The sequence below is a fragment of the Campylobacter sp. LR264d genome (assembly GCF_008633895.1).
GTDB lineage: Bacteria > Campylobacterota > Campylobacteria > Campylobacterales > Campylobacteraceae > Campylobacter_D.
This window is the reverse complement of sequence record NZ_VJNT01000039.1, coordinates 20425-39010: the sequence shown is the minus strand read 5'-3', so window position 1 is coordinate 39010 and position 18586 is coordinate 20425. Positions and strand designations below refer to the sequence as shown.

Annotated in this window: 20 protein-coding genes; 14 read left to right on the top strand and 6 right to left on the bottom strand. The window is 29.9% G+C overall.

The features are described 5' to 3' along the window. Window positions 1-720: an alpha/beta fold hydrolase gene (locus FMM56_RS08025; protein ID WP_150208313.1), complete on the top strand. Its 720-nt coding sequence runs from the start codon at window positions 1-3 to the stop codon at window positions 718-720. Then, window positions 720-2138, top strand: a complete 1419-nt coding sequence (locus FMM56_RS08020; protein WP_150208310.1) for a Mur ligase family protein — start codon at window positions 720-722, stop codon at window positions 2136-2138. Before FMM56_RS08025 ends, FMM56_RS08020 begins: the two co-directional genes overlap by 1 nt. Here FMM56_RS08020 and FMM56_RS08015 read toward each other — a convergent pair. Together FMM56_RS08015 and FMM56_RS08010 are read right to left on the bottom strand one after the other, a co-directional pair. After that, the gene (locus FMM56_RS08015) at window positions 2129-3100 is read right to left on the bottom strand and encodes a DNA polymerase III subunit delta (RefSeq protein WP_150208308.1); all 972 of its coding nucleotides are present in this window, start codon (window positions 3098-3100) and stop codon (window positions 2129-2131) included. The two genes, FMM56_RS08020 and FMM56_RS08015, sit on opposite strands and share 10 nt — an antisense overlap. Continuing rightward, a complete protein-coding gene (locus tag FMM56_RS08010; protein WP_150208306.1) occupies window positions 3100-5028 on the bottom strand; it encodes an RNB domain-containing ribonuclease in 1929 nt (642 codons plus the stop codon). Before FMM56_RS08010 ends, FMM56_RS08015 begins: the two co-directional genes overlap by 1 nt. Window positions 5029-5152: 124 nt before the next feature. On the opposite strand from FMM56_RS08010, the gene ilvC reads away from it, so the two are divergent. Genes ilvC through FMM56_RS07985 form a run of 5 tightly spaced genes read left to right on the top strand, consistent with a single transcriptional unit; the run spans window position 5153 to window position 9223 of the window. Continuing rightward, window positions 5153-6175 carry a ketol-acid reductoisomerase gene (gene ilvC / locus FMM56_RS08005; RefSeq protein ID WP_150140395.1) on the top strand — a complete coding sequence of 341 codons (1023 nt, stop codon included), beginning with the start codon at window positions 5153-5155 and terminating at the stop codon, window positions 6173-6175. 2 nt (window positions 6176-6177) lie between these two features. Then, window positions 6178-7230, top strand: a complete 1053-nt coding sequence (locus FMM56_RS08000; protein ID WP_150208304.1) for a divergent polysaccharide deacetylase family protein — start codon at window positions 6178-6180, stop codon at window positions 7228-7230. Beyond that, entirely contained in the window at window positions 7223-7999 is a 777-nt protein-coding gene (locus tag FMM56_RS07995) for a DNA-processing protein DprA (RefSeq protein WP_150180451.1), read from the top strand. Before FMM56_RS08000 ends, FMM56_RS07995 begins: the two co-directional genes overlap by 8 nt. Then, window positions 7996-8382 carry a Holliday junction resolvase RuvX gene (gene ruvX, locus FMM56_RS07990; RefSeq protein WP_150140389.1) on the top strand — a complete coding sequence of 129 codons (387 nt, stop codon included), beginning with the start codon at window positions 7996-7998 and terminating at the stop codon, window positions 8380-8382. The genes FMM56_RS07995 and ruvX overlap by 4 nt, the downstream gene beginning before the upstream one ends. Continuing rightward, on the top strand, window positions 8360-9223 hold the full coding sequence (locus FMM56_RS07985; RefSeq protein ID WP_150208301.1) for an RsmB/NOP family class I SAM-dependent RNA methyltransferase: 864 nt from the start codon (window positions 8360-8362) through the stop codon (window positions 9221-9223). Before ruvX ends, FMM56_RS07985 begins: the two co-directional genes overlap by 23 nt. Here FMM56_RS07985 and FMM56_RS07980 read toward each other — a convergent pair. Together FMM56_RS07980 and FMM56_RS07975 are read right to left on the bottom strand one after the other, a co-directional pair. Then, window positions 9220-9948, bottom strand: a complete 729-nt coding sequence (locus tag FMM56_RS07980) for an amino acid ABC transporter ATP-binding protein (protein WP_150140385.1) — start codon at window positions 9946-9948, stop codon at window positions 9220-9222. The genes FMM56_RS07985 and FMM56_RS07980 overlap by 4 nt on opposite strands. Beyond that, window positions 9941-10681 (bottom strand): amino acid ABC transporter permease, encoded by a 741-nt coding sequence (locus FMM56_RS07975; RefSeq protein WP_150140384.1) that lies wholly within the window; start codon window positions 10679-10681, stop codon window positions 9941-9943. Before FMM56_RS07975 ends, FMM56_RS07980 begins: the two co-directional genes overlap by 8 nt. Before the next feature lie 242 nt (window positions 10682-10923). On the opposite strand from FMM56_RS07975, the gene FMM56_RS07970 reads away from it, so the two are divergent. Further along, the gene (locus FMM56_RS07970) at window positions 10924-11490 is read left to right on the top strand and encodes a DJ-1 family glyoxalase III (protein ID WP_150140456.1); all 567 of its coding nucleotides are present in this window, start codon (window positions 10924-10926) and stop codon (window positions 11488-11490) included. A gap of 19 nt (window positions 11491-11509) precedes the next feature. On the opposite strand, the gene lepB is transcribed toward FMM56_RS07970, so the two are convergent. Together lepB and folD are read right to left on the bottom strand one after the other, a co-directional pair. Continuing rightward, window positions 11510-12337 (bottom strand): signal peptidase I, encoded by an 828-nt coding sequence (gene lepB / locus FMM56_RS07965; protein WP_150140382.1) that lies wholly within the window; start codon window positions 12335-12337, stop codon window positions 11510-11512. Beyond that, window positions 12334-13197: a bifunctional methylenetetrahydrofolate dehydrogenase/methenyltetrahydrofolate cyclohydrolase FolD gene (gene folD, locus FMM56_RS07960; RefSeq protein ID WP_150140380.1), complete on the bottom strand. Its 864-nt coding sequence runs from the start codon at window positions 13195-13197 to the stop codon at window positions 12334-12336. Before folD ends, lepB begins: the two co-directional genes overlap by 4 nt. Before the next feature lie 75 nt (window positions 13198-13272). Here folD and FMM56_RS07955 point away from each other — a divergent pair, with 75 nt between their 5' ends. Genes FMM56_RS07955 through FMM56_RS07930 form a run of 6 tightly spaced genes read left to right on the top strand, consistent with a single transcriptional unit; the run spans window position 13273 to window position 18583 of the window. Beyond that, on the top strand, window positions 13273-13626 hold the full coding sequence (locus FMM56_RS07955) for a c-type cytochrome (RefSeq protein WP_150140378.1): 354 nt from the start codon (window positions 13273-13275) through the stop codon (window positions 13624-13626). Beyond that, the gene (gene hemL, locus FMM56_RS07950; RefSeq protein ID WP_150151752.1) at window positions 13616-14890 is read left to right on the top strand and encodes a glutamate-1-semialdehyde 2,1-aminomutase; all 1275 of its coding nucleotides are present in this window, start codon (window positions 13616-13618) and stop codon (window positions 14888-14890) included. Before FMM56_RS07955 ends, hemL begins: the two co-directional genes overlap by 11 nt. Before the next feature lies 1 nt (window position 14891). Beyond that, window positions 14892-15182 carry an AtpZ/AtpI family protein gene (locus FMM56_RS07945; protein WP_150151749.1) on the top strand — a complete coding sequence of 97 codons (291 nt, stop codon included), beginning with the start codon at window positions 14892-14894 and terminating at the stop codon, window positions 15180-15182. Next, on the top strand, window positions 15183-15671 hold the full coding sequence (locus tag FMM56_RS07940; protein WP_150151746.1) for a hypothetical protein: 489 nt from the start codon (window positions 15183-15185) through the stop codon (window positions 15669-15671). A gap of 9 nt (window positions 15672-15680) precedes the next feature. Then, on the top strand, window positions 15681-18311 hold the full coding sequence (locus tag FMM56_RS07935; RefSeq protein WP_150140370.1) for a flagellar hook-length control protein FliK: 2631 nt from the start codon (window positions 15681-15683) through the stop codon (window positions 18309-18311). Continuing rightward, window positions 18308-18583, top strand: coding sequence for a FlhB-like flagellar biosynthesis protein (locus FMM56_RS07930; RefSeq protein ID WP_150140367.1), 276 nt, complete (start codon window positions 18308-18310; stop codon window positions 18581-18583). The genes FMM56_RS07935 and FMM56_RS07930 overlap by 4 nt, the downstream gene beginning before the upstream one ends. The last annotated feature ends 3 nt before the right edge of the window (window positions 18584-18586 follow it).

Sequence of the window (18586 nt, the reverse complement as noted above, 5' to 3'; positions counted from 1 at the left end):
TTGGCTAGTACAAGCATTTTATATAATAATCACATATATAATCTTTCTTATGAATTAAAAAATCCAAATCAAGAAAAAAAAATTCTTATTTTGCATGGCTGGGGGGCAAATAAAGAATTAATGCAACAAGCATTTAGCAAGTATTTAAAAGATTATACTCATATTTATTTAGACCTGCCTGGCTTTGGTAAATCAAACGTTGCAGAAATAATAGTTAGCAAGGATTATGTAAATATCATAAATGAATTTTTAAAGTCAAAAAAATTTGATATTGATATTTTCATAGGTCATTCTTATGGAGGTAAGATTGCTACGCTTTTATGTAAAGAAAATCAAAAATTAATTCTTCTTTCAAGTGCTGGCATAGTGGTAAAAAAAAGCCTTAAAGTGCGTTTAAAAATAAAGATATTTAAATTCTTAAAAAAACTAGGTTTTTCTCATTTTTATAAATTTTTTGTAAGCAAGGACGGGGCAAATTTAAGTCCCTTAATGTATGAAATTTTTAAAAAAATAGTGGATGAAAACTTCGAAGATTTTTTTAAAAATCAAAAAGCAATAACCCTTATTTTTTGGGGAAAATATGATAAGGCAACCCCACTTAGTAGTGGAGAAAAAATTCACTCACTTATAAAAAATAGTACCTTTTATGCCTTAGAAGGAGACCACTTCTTCTTTTTAAAAGAAGGCAAATTTATAAGCGACAAGATTAGGGGGCTATAATGCAAATAATAAATTCATTTTTATTTAATATAAGCCTAGGATTTTACCTTATCTTAGCCTTGCAATGGTATTCATATAAATTTAAACGCATTATCTTTCATTATCATAATTTTTACTTGCATTTATATTTTATAATCGTACCTTGCTTGATTTTTATAAGTCTTATTGCTTTTAATCAAATTATACTTTTAATCTATCTTTTAATAAACTGCCTAGGTCTTATTTTTTGGCATAAAAAGCTTGACAAAAAGCTAGTTTTTACAAAAAAGGTTATAGTTTTTTTTATAATTTTAATAATATTAAGTGCTATTTTTAGCTATTTAGCCCTTAGTTATTCTTTGTATTTTTTAACCCCTACCTTGCCACTATCTTTTATACTTTTAAAAATTTATGATATTTTATTAAATGCTTATTATAAAAAAAGGGCTAGAAAAATTTATATTTTTAAAGATTTGCAAATCATCTTAATAACAGCCAGTTTTGGAAAAACTAGTATAAAAAATTTTTTATACGAACTTTTAAAAGATGATTTTTTAGTACAAAAAACACCACGAAGTGTAAATACCTTACTTGGCATAATAAAAGATATTAATGAAAATTTAAAACCTGATACTCAAATTTATATAGTAGAGGCCGGGGCTCGATTAAAAGGTGATATCTTAGAAATAACTAAATTTTTAAACCCTCATTTTTGCATTATAGGTGAGATTGGAAAGGCTCATTTAGAATATTTTAAAAGCGTTGAAAATATAAGAAAAACAAAGCTTGAAGCCTTGCAATCAAAGAGATTAAAAAAGGCCTTTGTCCATTCTAGTACAAAGCTTAGCGAAGGTGAAAATATAATAATTTATGATACAAAATTAACAAAGGCAAATTCTAGCCTTGAGAGTTTAGAATTTTCTATGATAATTGATAAAATCTATCATTTTACGAGCCATATTTTAGGTACCTTTAACGCTCAAAATTTATGTGCTTGTATATGTTGTGCTAAAGAACTTGGCTTAAATATAATAAATTTAAGTGAAAAAATTTCAAAACTAAACCCTGTTGAACACCGCTTGCAAGTAATTGCTAAAAATCCAAAATTTATTATAGATGATGGCTTTAATGGGAATTTTGCTGGGATGAGTGAAAGTTATAGGATGTGTAAAGATTATAATAAGGGGCAAAGAGTACTTGTAACCCCTGGTATAATAGAGGTTGAAGAAGAAGAAAATATAAGGCTTTGCAAGATTATAAATGAGTGCTTTGATATGGCTATAATTAGTGCAAGGATTAATGCTGGTATTTTTAAACAACACTTAAATATTAAAAATATTATACTTAATGATAAAAGCGAACTTGTCCCAACACTGGCAACACAAACTAAAGAAAATGATTTAATACTCTTTTCAAATGACGCACCAAATTATTTATAAGCTTTTAAAAAGCGAGAAAGTTTAAGCATTTGGGATATTAAAAATTCTTTTTTTATTAAATTTGACTTAGTTTTAATGCTATGTTCTGTTTTTAAAAGTATGTAAAAAATTTCTTTGTATTGTTCTAATTTTAAAGAAAGGGCTAGAGTGCTTAAATTCTTAGCAACTTGCGGGGGCGGGGCATAGTTTAGAATTTCTTTTAAATCAACCCTGCCGTTAATCTTAGCAAATAAGGCTATTTTAAAAAGCCTATAAAATTCATTGTAAAGTGAGTTAATAAAGGCTATTTCATTTGAATTATCTAAGATTTTTTCAAGTTCTATTCTAATATCAGCCTTTTTTAAAAGAAGGTCAAAAAAACTCTCAAAACTGCCTAAATTTACGCTAGAACAATAGATTTTAACATTGTTTTCATCCAAATTTAAGCCTTGAAATTTAGCCAACTCACTAGCTGCAAGATATAAATTTTCATCAAAAATCTCATATAAGGCAAATAAGGCATTTTGCGTAGCATTGACATTAAGATCCTTTGCTTTTAATTCTAAAAGTTCTATGGCCTCTCTTGGACTATTTGGCTTAAAAAAGCGAACAAAATTTGTTTCAAATGCCTTTTCTAAATCATTTTGCTTTGAATTTTCATCATAAAGTTCTAAGATAAAAAAATTATCCTTATTTTTTTTACAAAGTTCAACTAAATTATTTAACTCCTTACTGGCTGGTTTTTTGCTTAATTTTAATTCAAGTAATTTTGTAGTACTAAATAAAGAACCCAAGGACAAAAAATCAACAGCCCTATTAAAATCGTATTCTTCAAAGTACATTTTCAAGCTTTCATCAACTTTAAATTTTTCCTTGATAAATTTTGTAAAAAGTTCTATTTGAAAATTATCAGCCCCATAAAGTGCAAAGAAATTTGGAAAATCATCTTTATAAAGTAAGCCTTGTAGATCCTTTTTATACATTAATCCTCCGAAGTTAAATTCCTTGTAATTTTACCAAAAATTTTAGCCATTACTATATCACTTTGTGTTATTTCAACCTCAACTTTTTGTAATAAATTTACATTAATATCACTTAAAATAATATCAGCCCCCCTTATATCATCATCCAATCTAGCTATATTTACGCTAGTATTTTCTATAATTAAAGCCTTAAATTTCTTGCCTATATTTTTCTTTGCCCACCTTGCAAATTTCCTATCCATAAAATCAAAGGCAACCTTATCAGCCTCCCTTTCAAGTACGCTTAAATTCTCACAAGTACTATCTATATTCAAAAGCAAATAATTAAAAAGCCTTTCATCGTTTTTTAATTTTGCTTTTAAAAGTCTATGCAAGATAAGGTCTGAATATCTTCTAATAGGGCTTGTAAAATGAGTATATTTATCAAAGCCTAAGCCAAAGTGCCCAGCGTTAATACTTGCATATTCTGCCTTTTTTTGAGCTTTTATAATTAATTTATCCACCTCTCCTCTTAAATTTAACTCATCAGCCAGGGTTTGGATATCTCGTATGAGTTCGGGTAAATTTGGCTTTAATTTTACATCTATACCAAGACTTGCAAGTTCATTTATAAGCTTATCAATCTTTTTAGAATCAGCACTTAAATGATTTCTAAATATGCCTATGTCAATCATTTTTGCCGCTGCTTTATTTGCTAAAAGCATACAATCTTCAATTAAATTATGAGAAAAGGTATCTTCTTCGTAAATTGTGTTTTTCAAGGCTAAATTCTCATCAAGCATCATTCTAAGTTCTTTTGTCCTAAATTCAAAGGCATTTTTAAGTCTTTCTTTTCTTAAAATTTGAGTGATTTTAAAAAGTTCATAAAGCCAGGATATTTCTTTTAAATCAGGCTTTTTTTCTAAAAAAATATCTACTTCATCATAGTTAAAACGAGCCTTAGAATTAATAATTGCTTCAAATAATTCTTCTTTAACCACCTTATAATTATCATCAAAACTTAGCTTAAAGCAAAAGGCAAGGCGGTCTAAATTTGGCTTTAAAGAACAGATATTTTCACTTAATAAATGTGGCAACATAGGGATTGCAACATGGGGAAAATATATAGAAAAGCCTCTATTTCTAGCCTCTTTGTCAATCGCACTATAAGCATGTACATACTCACTAACATCAGCAATTGCTACATAAAGGGCGTTTTCTTGCTTAGAATAAAAAATAGCATCGTCAAAATCCTTTGCATGAAAGGGATCGATTGTACAAAATGCTAAATGCCTTAAATCCTTTCTACGAGGATAAAAACTAGCATCAACGCTATCTCCATTTGCAAGGGCCTCGTTAATGCAAGTTTGATTAAATTCGCTATTTTTATTATATAAATTTAAAGAAATTTTCTCGTCCACACTTTCATCATCAATATGCCCTAAAACCTGCGTTATGTTATTATTTACATTTTCTATTTTTAAAATTGTGCCTAGTGGCAAGGCTTTTAAGGATTTTTGAGAGGCCTTTAAGGCTACGCTTAAGCCAGTTTTAATATTCATTCCTAAAATAACATTTGCGTATTGTTTAGTAATAACTATAGAACTTTCATTTGCCTTTTTTAAAACCAAAATCACCTTAGCACTAGGTCTTTTTTTTCTAAGTGGCAAAAGTTTACAAACTACTATATCTTTGTAATCAGCCCCCTTTAAATATTTATTTTCAATCAATAAATCCTTAGTAAAGCTTTCATCAAAACATTTTAAAAAACCCGTACCCTTACTTGTAATATCAAGCTCACCAAAGACATAGCCATTATTTAAATAATATTTATTTTTATATTCCTTGATGATATCATTAGCTAAAAGTTCTCTTAAAATTTGTTTAAACTCGTTATTGACTTTATTAGCATAAAGACCAAAATTAAGGCTTTTTAAAAATTCTTTCACGGCTTATTCTTTGTATTTTAAATTTTATCTTTAAAACAAATTTTACATGAAATTTATAAATAAATCTATTTTGTGGGATTATTTTGATATAATTTTACTTTTTACATTAAAAGGAGAAAAAAGAATGGCTGTTGTGGTTTATTATGACAAAGATTGTGATTTAAGTTTGATTAAATCTAAAAAGGTAGCAATAATTGGCTTTGGTTCTCAAGGTCACGCCCATGCTATGAATTTAAGAGATAGTGGGGTAGGTGTAGTGGTAGGTCTTAGACAAGGTAGTAAAAGCTGGGATAAGGCTGTTAATGCTGGTTTTGAAGTAAAAAGCGTTAGCGAGGCTACAAAAATTTGCGATGTGATTATGATTTTAGCACCTGATGAATTACAAGCTGATATCTTTAATAGCGAAATTAAGCCAAATTTAAGTAGTGGTAAGGCTATAGCCTTCGCACATGGCTTTAATATACATTATGGACAAATAGTAGCCCCAACTGGAGTTGATGTTATAATGATAGCTCCAAAAGCACCTGGTCACACCGTGCGTAATGAATTTAGCATAGGAGGAGGTACTCCTTGTTTAATCGCAGTTGCACAGGATGAAAGCAAAAATGCAAAAAATATAGCCCTAAGCTATGCAAGTGCTATAGGTGGTGGTAGAACTGGCATTATAGAAACTACTTTTAAAGCAGAAACTGAAACTGACTTATTTGGCGAACAAGCCGTGCTTTGTGGAGGTTTAACTGCCTTAATACAAGCTGGTTTTGAAACCTTAGTTGAGGCTGGTTATGAACCTGAAATGGCGTATTTTGAATGTTTGCATGAGATGAAGTTAATCGTGGATTTAATCTATCAAGGTGGAATTGCTGATATGCGTTATTCTATATCAAACACAGCTGAGTATGGCGATTATATAACAGGTCCAAAAATCATAACTTGCGAAACAAAAAAGGCTATGAGAGGCATTTTAAAAGACATTCAAAATGGAGTTTTTGCAAAGGATTTTATACTTGAAAGAAGGGCTGGTTTTGCTAGAATGCATGCTGAGAGAAAAAATATGAACGATTCATTGATTGAAAAAACAGGTCGTTCGCTTCGTTCTATGATGCCTTGGATAAGTGCTAAAAAACTTGTAGATAAAGACAAGAATTAAACTTGTCAAAAAGTACCTTAATTAAAATTCAGCGATTATTAATAATCGCTATTTTATTTTTACTTTGCGTAGCTCTAAGCCTTGCTATATTGATTAAATATCAAAAACAGCAAGTCTTAAAAGATATAAACACTACGCAAAGTTCTTTAAGCTTAGAAAATAAAAACCAAAATTTAGATTTAAATAAAACTTATAAGCAAGATTTTTTTATAGATATTAATCAAAGTTCTAAAATTTCAATATTAGAACAAGTTATAATGGATGAAAATTTAAGCATACAAGAAAATAATATAAGCTTAGAAAATAATGATGAAAATTTAAGTCAAGTTGTAGAAGAGATTAAAATTGATGAAAAGATTGAAGAAGAAATTCAAAAAGACATAAAACACAAAAATGCTAAGATTGATAAAAAAAATCCAAAATTAGTATTAATCATAGATGATATTTCAAATATAGACCAAATCAACAAATTTAAAAAGCTAAATTTAAAATTTACGCCCTCTATTTTTCCAAGTGATAATTTTTATAAGGATACTCACAAGCTAACAAAGAATTTAAAATTTTATATGGTTCACTTGCCCTTAGCTGCTATAAATTATGAAAGTAAGCTTGATACCTTGCACCCAAATGATAGTCAAGATAGAATAAATAAAAAAATTGCTGATATAAAAAAGAATTTTAAGGGGGTTAAGTTTATAAATAATCATACAGGTAGCCTATTTACTAGCGATGAAAAGGCGATGAAAAAGCTTTATAGGGCACTTGATAAGCATAATTTGCGTTTTGTAGACTCACTTACTACTCCAAATTCTAAGGTAGAAAAGATAGCTAAGCAAATGGGTCATGGTTATATTCAAAGAGACGTTTTTTTAGATGATATAAACGATATAGCAGTGATTAAAAAGCAGATTAAAGAAGCAGTTATGTTAGCTAAGAAAAATGGCTTTGCAATCGCCATAGCACACCCTAAAAAAAATACAATCTTGGCCTTAAAAGAAAGCAAAAAACTTTTAAATAGCATTAAACTTGTGTATTTAAGTGAAATTTATGAGTAGTTTAAAACTTGATAAGTCTTATTTAAAACTTTTTAATAATTTAGAAAATCCTCCAAAAGAACTTTTTTACAAGGGAAATTTAAGCCTTTTAAATATGCCAAAGGTTGCGATAATAGGTTCTAGAAAAATGAGTGTTTATACTAAAAATTGTGTTTTAGAACTTGCAAGTTTATTAAAAAATGTGGGCGTTTGCGTGGTAAGTGGAGGGGCCCTTGGGGTTGATATAATAGCTAGTAAGGCTGCTATGCCGAATACTATAGGCATTTTTGCAAATGGACTTAATAAAATTTATCCAAAAAATAATGAATACATTATAAAAGAAATTTATGAAAAAGGCCTAGCCCTTAGTGAAAATTATGATAATTACACCCCAAAGCCTTATGATTTTTTACTAAGAAACCGCCTTATAATAGCACTTTCTCAAATGATAATCATAGCACAGGCTGATTTAATTAGTGGCTCTATGCAAAGTGCAAGAATGGCTATAAGGATAAATAAACCATTATTTGTGCTACCTCAACGAATTTATGAAAGTAAGGGTACAAATGCTTTATTAAGTGAAAATAAAGCCAGTTTAATCGCTGATTTTACGGATTTTGCATCTAAGTTTGGAAAAGTAGAAAATAAAAACACGGACGAACTTTTAGAATTTTGCAAAAAAGGAGTAAGCCTTGAACAAGCTTTAGCAAAATTTGGACAAAGGGTTTATGAGTATGAACTTGAAGGCAAAATTCAAATAGATGGGGTTTTTATAAGGGTGATAAATTGAAAATTCTAAGCTTAGATATTGGCTTAAAACGTATAGGCTTAGCACTTGGGGTTAATAACATTGCCACTCCTTTAACTGCCATTATTAGAAAAAATAGAAAACAAGCAGCAAGTGAGATAAAAAATATCATAAAAGAATATGAAATTTCTACGCTTTTAATTGGTTTTCCAAAGGGTGGGAATAGCGAAAAAGAAATGACTTTGCGTATCAAGCATTTTGTAAGCTTACTTGAATTTAATGGTCAAATTATCTTTAAGGATGAGAGTTTTACAAGCAAAGAGGCCTTAACTTTAAAGCAATTTAAAAGCAAAAAAAAGGATGGTAAGCTTGATAGCTTAGCCGCCCTTGTTTTATTAAGGGATTATCTTGGAATCACTTTATAATAAAGATGAATTTGATATAATCGAGCAATCTTTTAAAAATGAAAAAAACGTTTGCATTTTTATAAATTTATTAAAAACTACTTCAAATTTGTTAGAAAATGCCTTTTTAAAATTAAATTTAAAATTTCAAAAAATAAATAATTTTTGCTATGTATTTAAGTCTAATGATAAAATTATTTTAAGTAAAATGGATGAATTTAATAAGGGGTATTTTTATATACAAAATTTTGCCTCTTATTTATGTGCTAAAAATTTAAATGTAAAAAGTGGTGAAAGTGTGCTTGATTTATGTGCAGCCCCTGGTGGAAAGAGTGTAAATTTAGCAAATTTTATGCAAAATCAAGGTTATTTAGCCTGTGTTGAAAAAAATAAAGAACGTTTTTTTACCCTAAAAGAAACGATTAAAAAATACAATATTAACGCAAAATGTTTTTTAAAAAATAGCATTAATATAGGCAAACTTTGTCCTTTAAAATTTGATAAAATCTTAGTTGACGCCCCTTGTTCTACCATGGCAAAAACAGGATTTAAAAATATAAATAAAAAAGAGATTAAAAATTTAAGTCTAACTCAAAAAAAGCTTTTACACTCTGCCTTAAATGCTCTTAAAATAGGAGGTGAGTTGGTTTATAGTACCTGTACTTTTTTAAAAGAAGAAAATGAAGAAGTAATTGAAAATGCCTTAAATAGTGAATTTAAGCTTTTAATACTAGATTTAGATTTAGAAAACATAAAGGCAAAAAATGGCATTAGTGATATTAAGGAACTTCACAAGACAAAAAGAATTTTGCCTAATGAGTATTGTGATGGCTTTTTTATAGCAAGGCTTAAAAAAATTTAATGATTTAAAACCTTATTTAAAAATTCTTTCAAGCGAGTATTTTGTGGATTTTCAAATAATTCTTTTGGACTTTCATCTACCATAATTTTACCCTTATCCATGAAAAATACACGATTTGCAACATTTTTAGCAAAGCCCATTTCATGCGTTACTAAAAGCATGGTTAAATTTTCTTTTTTAAGTTCTTTGATTATGCTTAATACCTCTCCTATCATTTCAGGGTCAAGTGCAGAAGTAGGCTCGTCAAATAAAATCACCTCAGGGCTCATCATCAAAGCCCTTGCAATTGCAATCCTTTGTTTTTGTCCCCCTGATAATTTATAAGGCATAGTGTTTTCTTTATCAACTAAGCCTACTTTTTTTAATAAAATTCTTGCCTTATTAATAGCCCTTTCTTTGCTTAAAATACCCGTTGTGACTGGAGCTAGGCATAAATTTTCTAAGACATTTTTATTTGCAAAGAGATTAAAATGTTGAAAAACCATGGAAATTTTTTGCCTTAAATGATTAACATTATTGTCTTTATCAAGTATGTTTTTATTATTTATAATAATCTTGCCATTATCTGGTCTTTCTAATAAATTTATACACCTTAAAAATGTGCTTTTGCCTCCTCCACTTGGTCCTATAATGGCTATTATATCCCCTTTTTTGATATTTACTGAAATATCATTTAAAACTACTAAATCACCATAATTTTTATATAAATTTGAAATTTCAATCATCTTTTTTAAGCCTTAATTCTACCTTTCTCATTAAAAAACTAAAAATTTTAACGCTAATATAATAAATAAGCCCTGTAAAAATTATAGGTTTTGGATTATAAAGAATGGCTTGCAAGCTTTTACTTTGCATGGTTATATCAATAATGCTAATAAAGCCCACCACAGAAGTATCCTTAAAAACTAAGATAATCTCGCTCGTAAGGGCTGGAAGTATGTTTTTAAAGGCTTGTGGTAGTATTATTAAACGCATTGCTTGATTATAATTAAGCCCCATGGCCCTAGCTGCTTCCATTTGTCCTTTATCAACGCTATTTATGCCACTTCTAATAACTTCTGCAATATAAGCTGATGCATTTAAGCCAAGTGCTATAATCCCAACCAATAAATTATCTAAAAAGACAAAAATCACATAGGCAAAAATCATTAATTGTAAAACTACAGGAGTACCCCTTATAATATCTATATACTCATCAATTATCACATTTAAAAGCTTCAAACGAAGTGTTTTTAAAATAGCTAGTAAAAAGCCAACAATCAAGCCTATAAGAACTGCTCCAAGGGTTAAAATCAAGGTCCTTACATAACTTTGTAAGTAAATTTTAGCATTTGGAGTAAACTCATAAACTATAACAGAATCTTTTTGAACTTGCAAAAGCTCATAAGGAAAGGAAAAATAACCCCATAAAATAATAGTAGCAAAGAAGATAAAAAGCTTTAAATTTTTTTCTTGCAAAACTTATCCTAAACAATTAATAAGTAACAATTTTATATAAAAAACTTTGCATTTTCTTTAAAATTTAACTTTTTTTGCCTATAATTTTTAAGTTTAAAAGGTAAAAAATGCAAATTTTAGAATTTATTTTTATAGTGTTTTTTGTCTCTTTTTTAGTATTTTTAATACTTGGTTTTAATGAACAAATGAGACAAAGGACAAAGGAAAGAGAAGAAAGATATCAAATTTTAAAGGAGAAAAAAATGAAAAAAGTTATGGTTGCTTTAGCACAAGGCTTTGAAGAGGCTGAATTTATCGGCATTATAGATGTGTTAAGAAGGGCTAGTGAGTTAGATAAAAATTTGCAAGTATTTAGCGTAGCCTTAAATAACGAACTTTTAGTTAAGGGGGCAAATGACGTTTATATAAAGGCTGATATGTCGCTTAATGCTGTAAATAAGGACGAGCTTGCTGGTATTGTTTTGCCTGGTGGCTTTGAGGGTATGCAAAATTTAAAGGCTGATAAAGAAATTTTAAGCCTTATTAAAAAACTTCATAGTGATAATAAAATCGTAGCTGCAATTTGTGCTGCACCTATTGTATTAAATGAAGCCGGTGTTTTAAGTGGAGAATTTACTTGTTATCCAAGTTGCGAGGCAGGTTTACAAGGAACTAGGATTAATAAAGCAGTGGTTAAGAATGGCAATGTTATAACTGCAGCAGGACCTGGTGTGGCTATTCTTTTTGGACTAGAACTTGCTAAAATTTTCACAAATGAAAATGTATATCAAAGCTTATATGAAGGCTTATTGATACCTTTAACAAAATAAATTAACGCCCTTTGTGGCGTTAACTAAAATCCTTTTCATTTTGAATTTGTTCTTTTATGTATTTTTCATTATTTTCAAGAGTGTCAACAAAACGACCTATCCTATCCCAACGAACACTAAAATCATCATCCAAAGATAAATACACAAACCAAGGCTTGCCAACTATTAAGCTATAAGGCACAGCACCCCAAAAACGACTATCATTAGAATGATCTCTATTATCACCCATCATAAAATATTCATCATTTGGCACTTCAAATTCATAAGCCCTATTAAGACCTTCGATATCAACTGCTTTCATAGCAAAGGCACCAACATTTATAAATTTAAAAATAATATCATCAATATCCACCCTATCATCATAATTAATGCCTTTTTGCTTAAATGGTTCTTTTACAAAAAGCTCATTCTTTAAGCTAACTAAATCCCCTGGATAATGTTCTTTCATGTAAGAATCGCCCTCACTCATTCTAACATATAAGGTTTTATCAGCATAAATAATTCTATCCCCACCAACGCCAACGCATCTTTTTACAAAATGAATTGATTTATCTTGAGGATTTCTAAATACTACCATATCACCTCTTTGTGGTCTAGGTCCTTCGATTAAGTGTCCGTTATTAAAAAAATCAGGCAATAAAGGAAATTCAAACCAAGGAATATGAGGGGTAACTATGCCATAACTAAATTTTTTTACAAATAAAAAATCTTTAACTAACAAGGTATTTTTCATAGAACCACTAGGAATAACAAAAGCTTGTATAAAGAAAAAAATGACAAGTAAGACTATTATGATAGTACCTGTCCAAGAATTTGAAAAATTATAAAGTTTTTTTAAACGGCTCATTTTAAACCAACCTCATTAAAGGCTATATTTTTAGCAGATTTTATAGTATTTTCTAAAAGCATTGCTATAGTCATGGGACCTACTCCACCAGGCACAGGACTAATAAAACTTGCCTTTTTACTAACATTTTCAAAATCCACATCTCCTATTAATTTATCATTAACCCTATTAATACCCACATCAACTATAACAACTCCATCTTTTATCATATCTTCTTTTAATAACTTTGGACAACCTGCAGCCATAATGATAATATCAGCATTCTTTGTATAAAGACTTAAATCCCTTGTTTTAATATGACAAATACTAACACTTGCATTTGCATTTAAAAGCAGTGTTGCCATAGGGCGACCTACTATATTTGAAGCACCTACTACTACTACATCTTTTCCTTCTAAGCTTATATCATAAGCCTTTAAAAGCTTCATTACACCAAGAGGGGTACAAGGCAAAAATCCACTTTCAATTCCTAAATTTAAATAACCAACATTTATAGGATGAAAGCCATCTACATCCTTTGAACTAGCTATGCTTTCAAGTATTAAATTCTTATTTATATGGCTAGGAAGTGGTAGTTGTACTAAAATTCCATGAACGCTATCATCATAATTTAAAGTGTTAATTAAGGCTAAAAGCTCTCTTTGAGTTGTCTTTTCATCAAGTTTATAAACTAAGGACTTTATATCACAAAACTCACATGCCTTAGCCTTTGCATTTACATAGGTATGACTAGCACTATCATTGCCTACTAAAATCACAGCCAAACATGGCTCAACGCCCTTTTCTTTACAAGCCTTGCTTTGAATTTTTAAATCTTCTTTTATCTTAGTGCTTAAGGTTTTACCATCAAGTAGAGTCATTAATTTTCCTTTTTTTAATCACTTTTTTAAAGTAAAAATTGTATCATACTAAAACTATATTAACAAGGTGAAATTTTGAAATTTTTATTAATCATATCTTTTGTAATATCTTGTCTTTTTGCAGAAGATTTTATAACTATGAAAGAATACGCTAAAATGCTTTATGAAAATCCAAGAGGTATAGGTTGCAAAAACTGCCACGGAGAAAGAGGGGAGGGTAAAATTTTAGCCTATTACACAAATAAAGGCATTAAAACGCCATATCTTATACCAAGCATACAGGGGCTAAATTTTGAAGACTTTAAAAAATCTTTAATGCAAATTAAAAGCGTAAAATCCATTATGCCAAATTATTCATTAACTGATAATGAGATAATTGCCTTGTATAATTATATAAACCAAGATAAGGAGCAAAAAAATGAAAAATAAAAAGGCCTTTGAAAAGGCGTGTAAATATATAGCAGGTGGCGTAAATTCGCCAGTTCGTGCCTTTAAAAGCGTAAATTCTAATCCACCATTTATACATAGTGGAAAAGGGGCTTTCATAAAGGATATTGAAGGAAATACCTATGTAGATTTTGTGCAAAGCTGGGGACCCTTACTTTTTGGACATTGTGATAAGGATATTAACAATGCGTGTTTAAAGGCCTTAAATAGAGGTACTAGCTTTGGAGCACCTACCTTGCTTGAAACAAGTTTAGCAAAGCTTGTTTTAAAAGACTTTCCTCATCTTGATAAAATTCGCTTTGTAAATAGTGGCACAGAAGCTACTATGAGTGCTATTCGATTAGCTAGGGCATTTACAAAAAGGGATAAAATTTTAAAATTTGAAGGTTGTTATCATGGACATAGTGATAGCTTATTAGTAAGTGCTGGAAGTGGTGCAGCTACCTTTAATACCCCTAGTTCTTTAGGCGTTTTAGAAGATTTTGCAAAACATACCCTAGTAGCAACTTATAATGATATAAATAGCGTTAAAGAATGCTTTGATAAGCATAAAGATATAGCTTGTGTGATTATAGAACCTATCGCTGGTAATATGGGCTTAGTACCTGGCAAAATTGAATTTTTGCAAGAATTAACTAAAATTTGTAAAGAAAATGAAACGCTTTTAATCTTTGATGAAGTTATGAGTGGCTTTAGAGCGTCTTTTTTAGGAAGTTACGGCATAAATCATATACAAGCTGATATAGTAACCTTTGGCAAGGTAATAGGAGGAGGTTTATCTGCTGCTGCCTTTGCAGCGAGAAATGAGATAATGACACTTTTAAGCCCTCAAGGTGGAGTTTATCAAGCAGGTACGCTAAGTGGCAATCCCTTAGCCATGGCAGCAGGTCTAGTTAGTGTTAAAAAGGCAAAATATACCCCAAATCTTTATGAAAAATTAGCAAAACTTTCAAAAAGGCTTACAAAGGGCTTACAAAAAATAGCAAATGAAAAAGGTGTTCCTTTTCAAACTTGCTTTGTAGGGTCTATGTTTGGGTATTTTTTCACCGATAAAAGGGTACAAAATTACCAAGATGCCCTAAGTTCAGATACTAAGCTTTTTGCTAAATTTCATAAAAATATGCTTAAACATGGAATTTATCTAGCACCTTCTCAATTTGAAACAGGCTTTATTTGTGCTTGTATGAATGAAAAAATCATAGATAAAGCCCTTGATAGTGCCTTTATAAGCTTTAAGAATCTCTAAAATGAAAAAATACGATAACAAAAGGCAAGAAATAGTACAAAAAAGCATACAAGCAGCCGATGGATTAAGCCTTGGAATTTCCATTGTTGTAGCCATTTTTTTAGGCATGGGCATAGGGCTTTTATTAAAAAACTATACGCCCTATCCTTGGCTTTTTTGGCTAGGCGTTATAATAGGCATATTAGCAGCCTTTTTAAATATCTTTAAAGCCTATCAAGGACAGGTTAAAAGCTATCAAGAATTTAAAGAAAGAGATGAATTGATAGCTAAAAAATTAAAAGAAAAAAAATAAATGCAAAAAAAACTTGCCTTTTGTGTTATTTTTTGCACCTTAAATTTAATATCCTTAATTGTATTTTGGCTTTTTAATAGCTTAAATTTATCCGTTTTTTTAAGCTTTGAAGTAGGAATTTTTAGCTTTTTATTAATTATAATTACTTCTTTTTTAAGCTATAAAAGACAAATTTTATTAAGGGCTAGTAAATTAAATTATGAAAATCCACCCTTAAATATAACTTTAAAAAAGTATAAAATTTTACCTGAAATTATTAACTTTAAAGCCTTTAATGCCGATTTAAAGCCAAATTTTAAGCAAAAAATACAATATTTTTCTTTGTATTTTTCCTTGCTAAAAATTTTGGCTTATGTGATTTTAGTCGCTGGATTTTTATACTTGCATCGCCATAATTTACTTTCAGTTTTAGGCTTTGTAAGTGGAATTTCAGTTTTGATTTTGTGTGTTTTCATCTTTGCTTTTTATGTAAAAAGTGCATTTAAATAAGGAAAAAGTATGATTAATACCAACACCATTAGTTCTCAAGTTGCTGCAAATGCTACAAAACCAGATAGCAAAGGCGAGATTAAAAGCGAGGTTAGGGAAAAATTACTTGATACTAAGGGTACCTTATCACAAACTCTTAAACAAAGCTTAATAAATAGCACCACAAATCTTTTACAAGAACAATTTAGCCCAACTCAAACCAATCAAAAATTACAAGAATTAGTAGATAAATTATTAAACCAAATTCAAACAAACAAAGACCATAACACCTCTATAATGAAACAAGCAAATACCTTAAATTTTGCCCCAAATTTTGCAAATGAGCTTAAACTTTTAAGTAGTGAGCTTGCAAAAAGTGATGTATTTAGCAAACTTTTAGATAAGATAAATGAAATTTTAAAACCAGCCAGCGAAATAAAATCAAACAATCTAGCCCCACTTTTTAAAAATTCAGGGGTATTTTTTGAAACCAAGCTTAAAAACGCATTAAACGAAGAAATGCTTCCTAAAAGCTTTTATAGCCTTATAAATTCAGCAAAATCGCTAAGTAGCGAGAAAATTTTATCTGAAATTTGGATGCTTGAAACGCAAAATTTAAGCACTAAAGATAGCCTTAAAGAACTTCAAAATATCATAAATAATAATCAAGTAGAAAATAAGCAAGTATTACAAGCTAGTAATTACAAGATTCTTTTAGACCTTTCTTCTAAGTTAGAAAATTTTAGAAATTATATAAATAAAAATCCTATGGGAGCCGAGGGCAAGGTAAATCAAATAGCAAACTTTATTTTAAAGACCTTAAACATTATAAAAAGTGATTTTTTTGCTACTCTTGCAAAGCCAGAAAATTTAAATTTAATGCACAATACAAATAGCTTAAATCAAGCAGCACAAGGATTTGAGCGTCTTGAAACAACATTAAAAAATATACTAAATAACACGCAAAATTCTCAAACTCAAAGTACGCAAGGTACAACTCAAAATCCAAATTTGCAAAACTTGCAAAATACAACAAATCCACAAAACACACCAAATTTAAATAATCAAAATACCCAGCCAAATTTGCAAGGAGTGCAACAAAATCAAGTCCAACAAACAACGCAAAATCAGCCAAATATACAAAATCAAAATAACGCTCAAGTAAATTCGCAAAATCAACAAACACAAAATCAACAAACAGCCCAAGCAAATTCTCAAGAAATGCAACAAAATCAAGCTAATCAAAATCAGCAAGTAAATACGCAAAACCAAACTCCAAATTCACAAGGGGTACAAAATCAAGCCCAACAAACAACACAAAATCAGCCAAATTTGCAAAATCAAAATAACCCAACTCAAAATAACGCCCAGGCACAAAGTCAACAAGGAGCACAAAATCCACCAAATTCCCAAGGAGTACAACAAAATCAAGCTAATCAAAATCAGCAAGTAAATACACAAAATCAACAAAACCAAGCCCAACAAACAACACAAAATCAGCCAAATTTGCAAAATCAAAATAACTCAACTCAAAATAACGCCCAGGCACAAAGTCAACAAGGAGCACAAAATCCACCAAATTCCCAAGGAGTACAACAAAATCAAGCTAATCAAAATACAACACAACAGACAAATAATCAAAACCCAAATTTACAAAATAATCAAAATACGCAAGGGGTACAAACTCAACAAAACCAACCAAATCAACAAACAACGCAAAATCAGCCAAATATACAAAATCAAAATAACCAAACTCAAAATAACGCCCAAGTAAATTCACAAAATCAACAAGCACAAAATCAACAAAATACACAACAAACCACACAAATTCCGATAAATTCAGCCCAAGCTAAGCAAAATCAAGCAGCCCAGGTTAATCAGGCCTTGCACAATGCCTTAAAAGGAGTTGATATTGTAAAAACGCATGTTGCAAAGAATTTAGCCTTTAAAACGGAGGCTGGCGAACTTAGCAAGGTAGAAAATTTAAGCAAGGATTTAGCAAATCTTTCAAGGCGAATTAATGAAAGTTTAAAGCAGCTTGAACCACAAAGTCAGGCGGCCAAGACAAATTTAAGCGAGTTAAGAATTTTAAATAATAAGCTTAATATTTCTTTAAAAGATTTATCAAATATAGGGGTTAAAACCCAACAAGACATAGCAAATGAGATAAAAAACGATGTAAAATCCACGCTTTTACAAATTTCAAATTTAGCTAAAAATGAGGGCGATGAGGCAGTTTATAATGCTTCAAATAGGCTTTTAGCACAAATTGAAAATAACCAACTTTTATCTCTTGCAAATGATACTATAAATACTTATTTGCCTTTCTTTTGGGAGGATTTAAATGATTCTAAGGTGGTATTTAGAAGAGGTAAGAAGGATAAATTTTTTGCACAAATTAAGCTTGAATTTGCACACCTTGGCGAACTTGAAGTACTGGTTTGTTTAAATAATGAAAAATATATTGATATTAATATAATGGCTGAAAATGTGGAATTTCGTAAAACTATTTATGAACATGCACACGAGTTAAAACGCAGTATTAACAAGGCTGGGCTTTTAAGTTCAAATTTCTTTATAGGAGATATAATAAGGTCAAAATTTGATACAAAGAATTTAAGAAATTATGATTTACAAATGGGAATGGATAAAAAGGTATGAGTCAAAAGTCCATAAAAAAGGCAGTTGCCCTTGGCTATCAAAAAGAATTACATAACGCCCCAAAGGTTTTAGCTAGTGGAAAAGGAGAAAGTGCAGCTAAGATTATATCCCTTGCAAAAGAACATGGAGTGCCTATAAAAGAAGATGAGGACTTGGTTGAGATACTTAGTAAACTTGATTTGGGTGATGAAATTCCACCAAATATGTATAAGGCAGTAGCAGAGGTCTTTGCCTTTATTTATCAAATGGCAAATAAAACACCTAAAAAATAATTT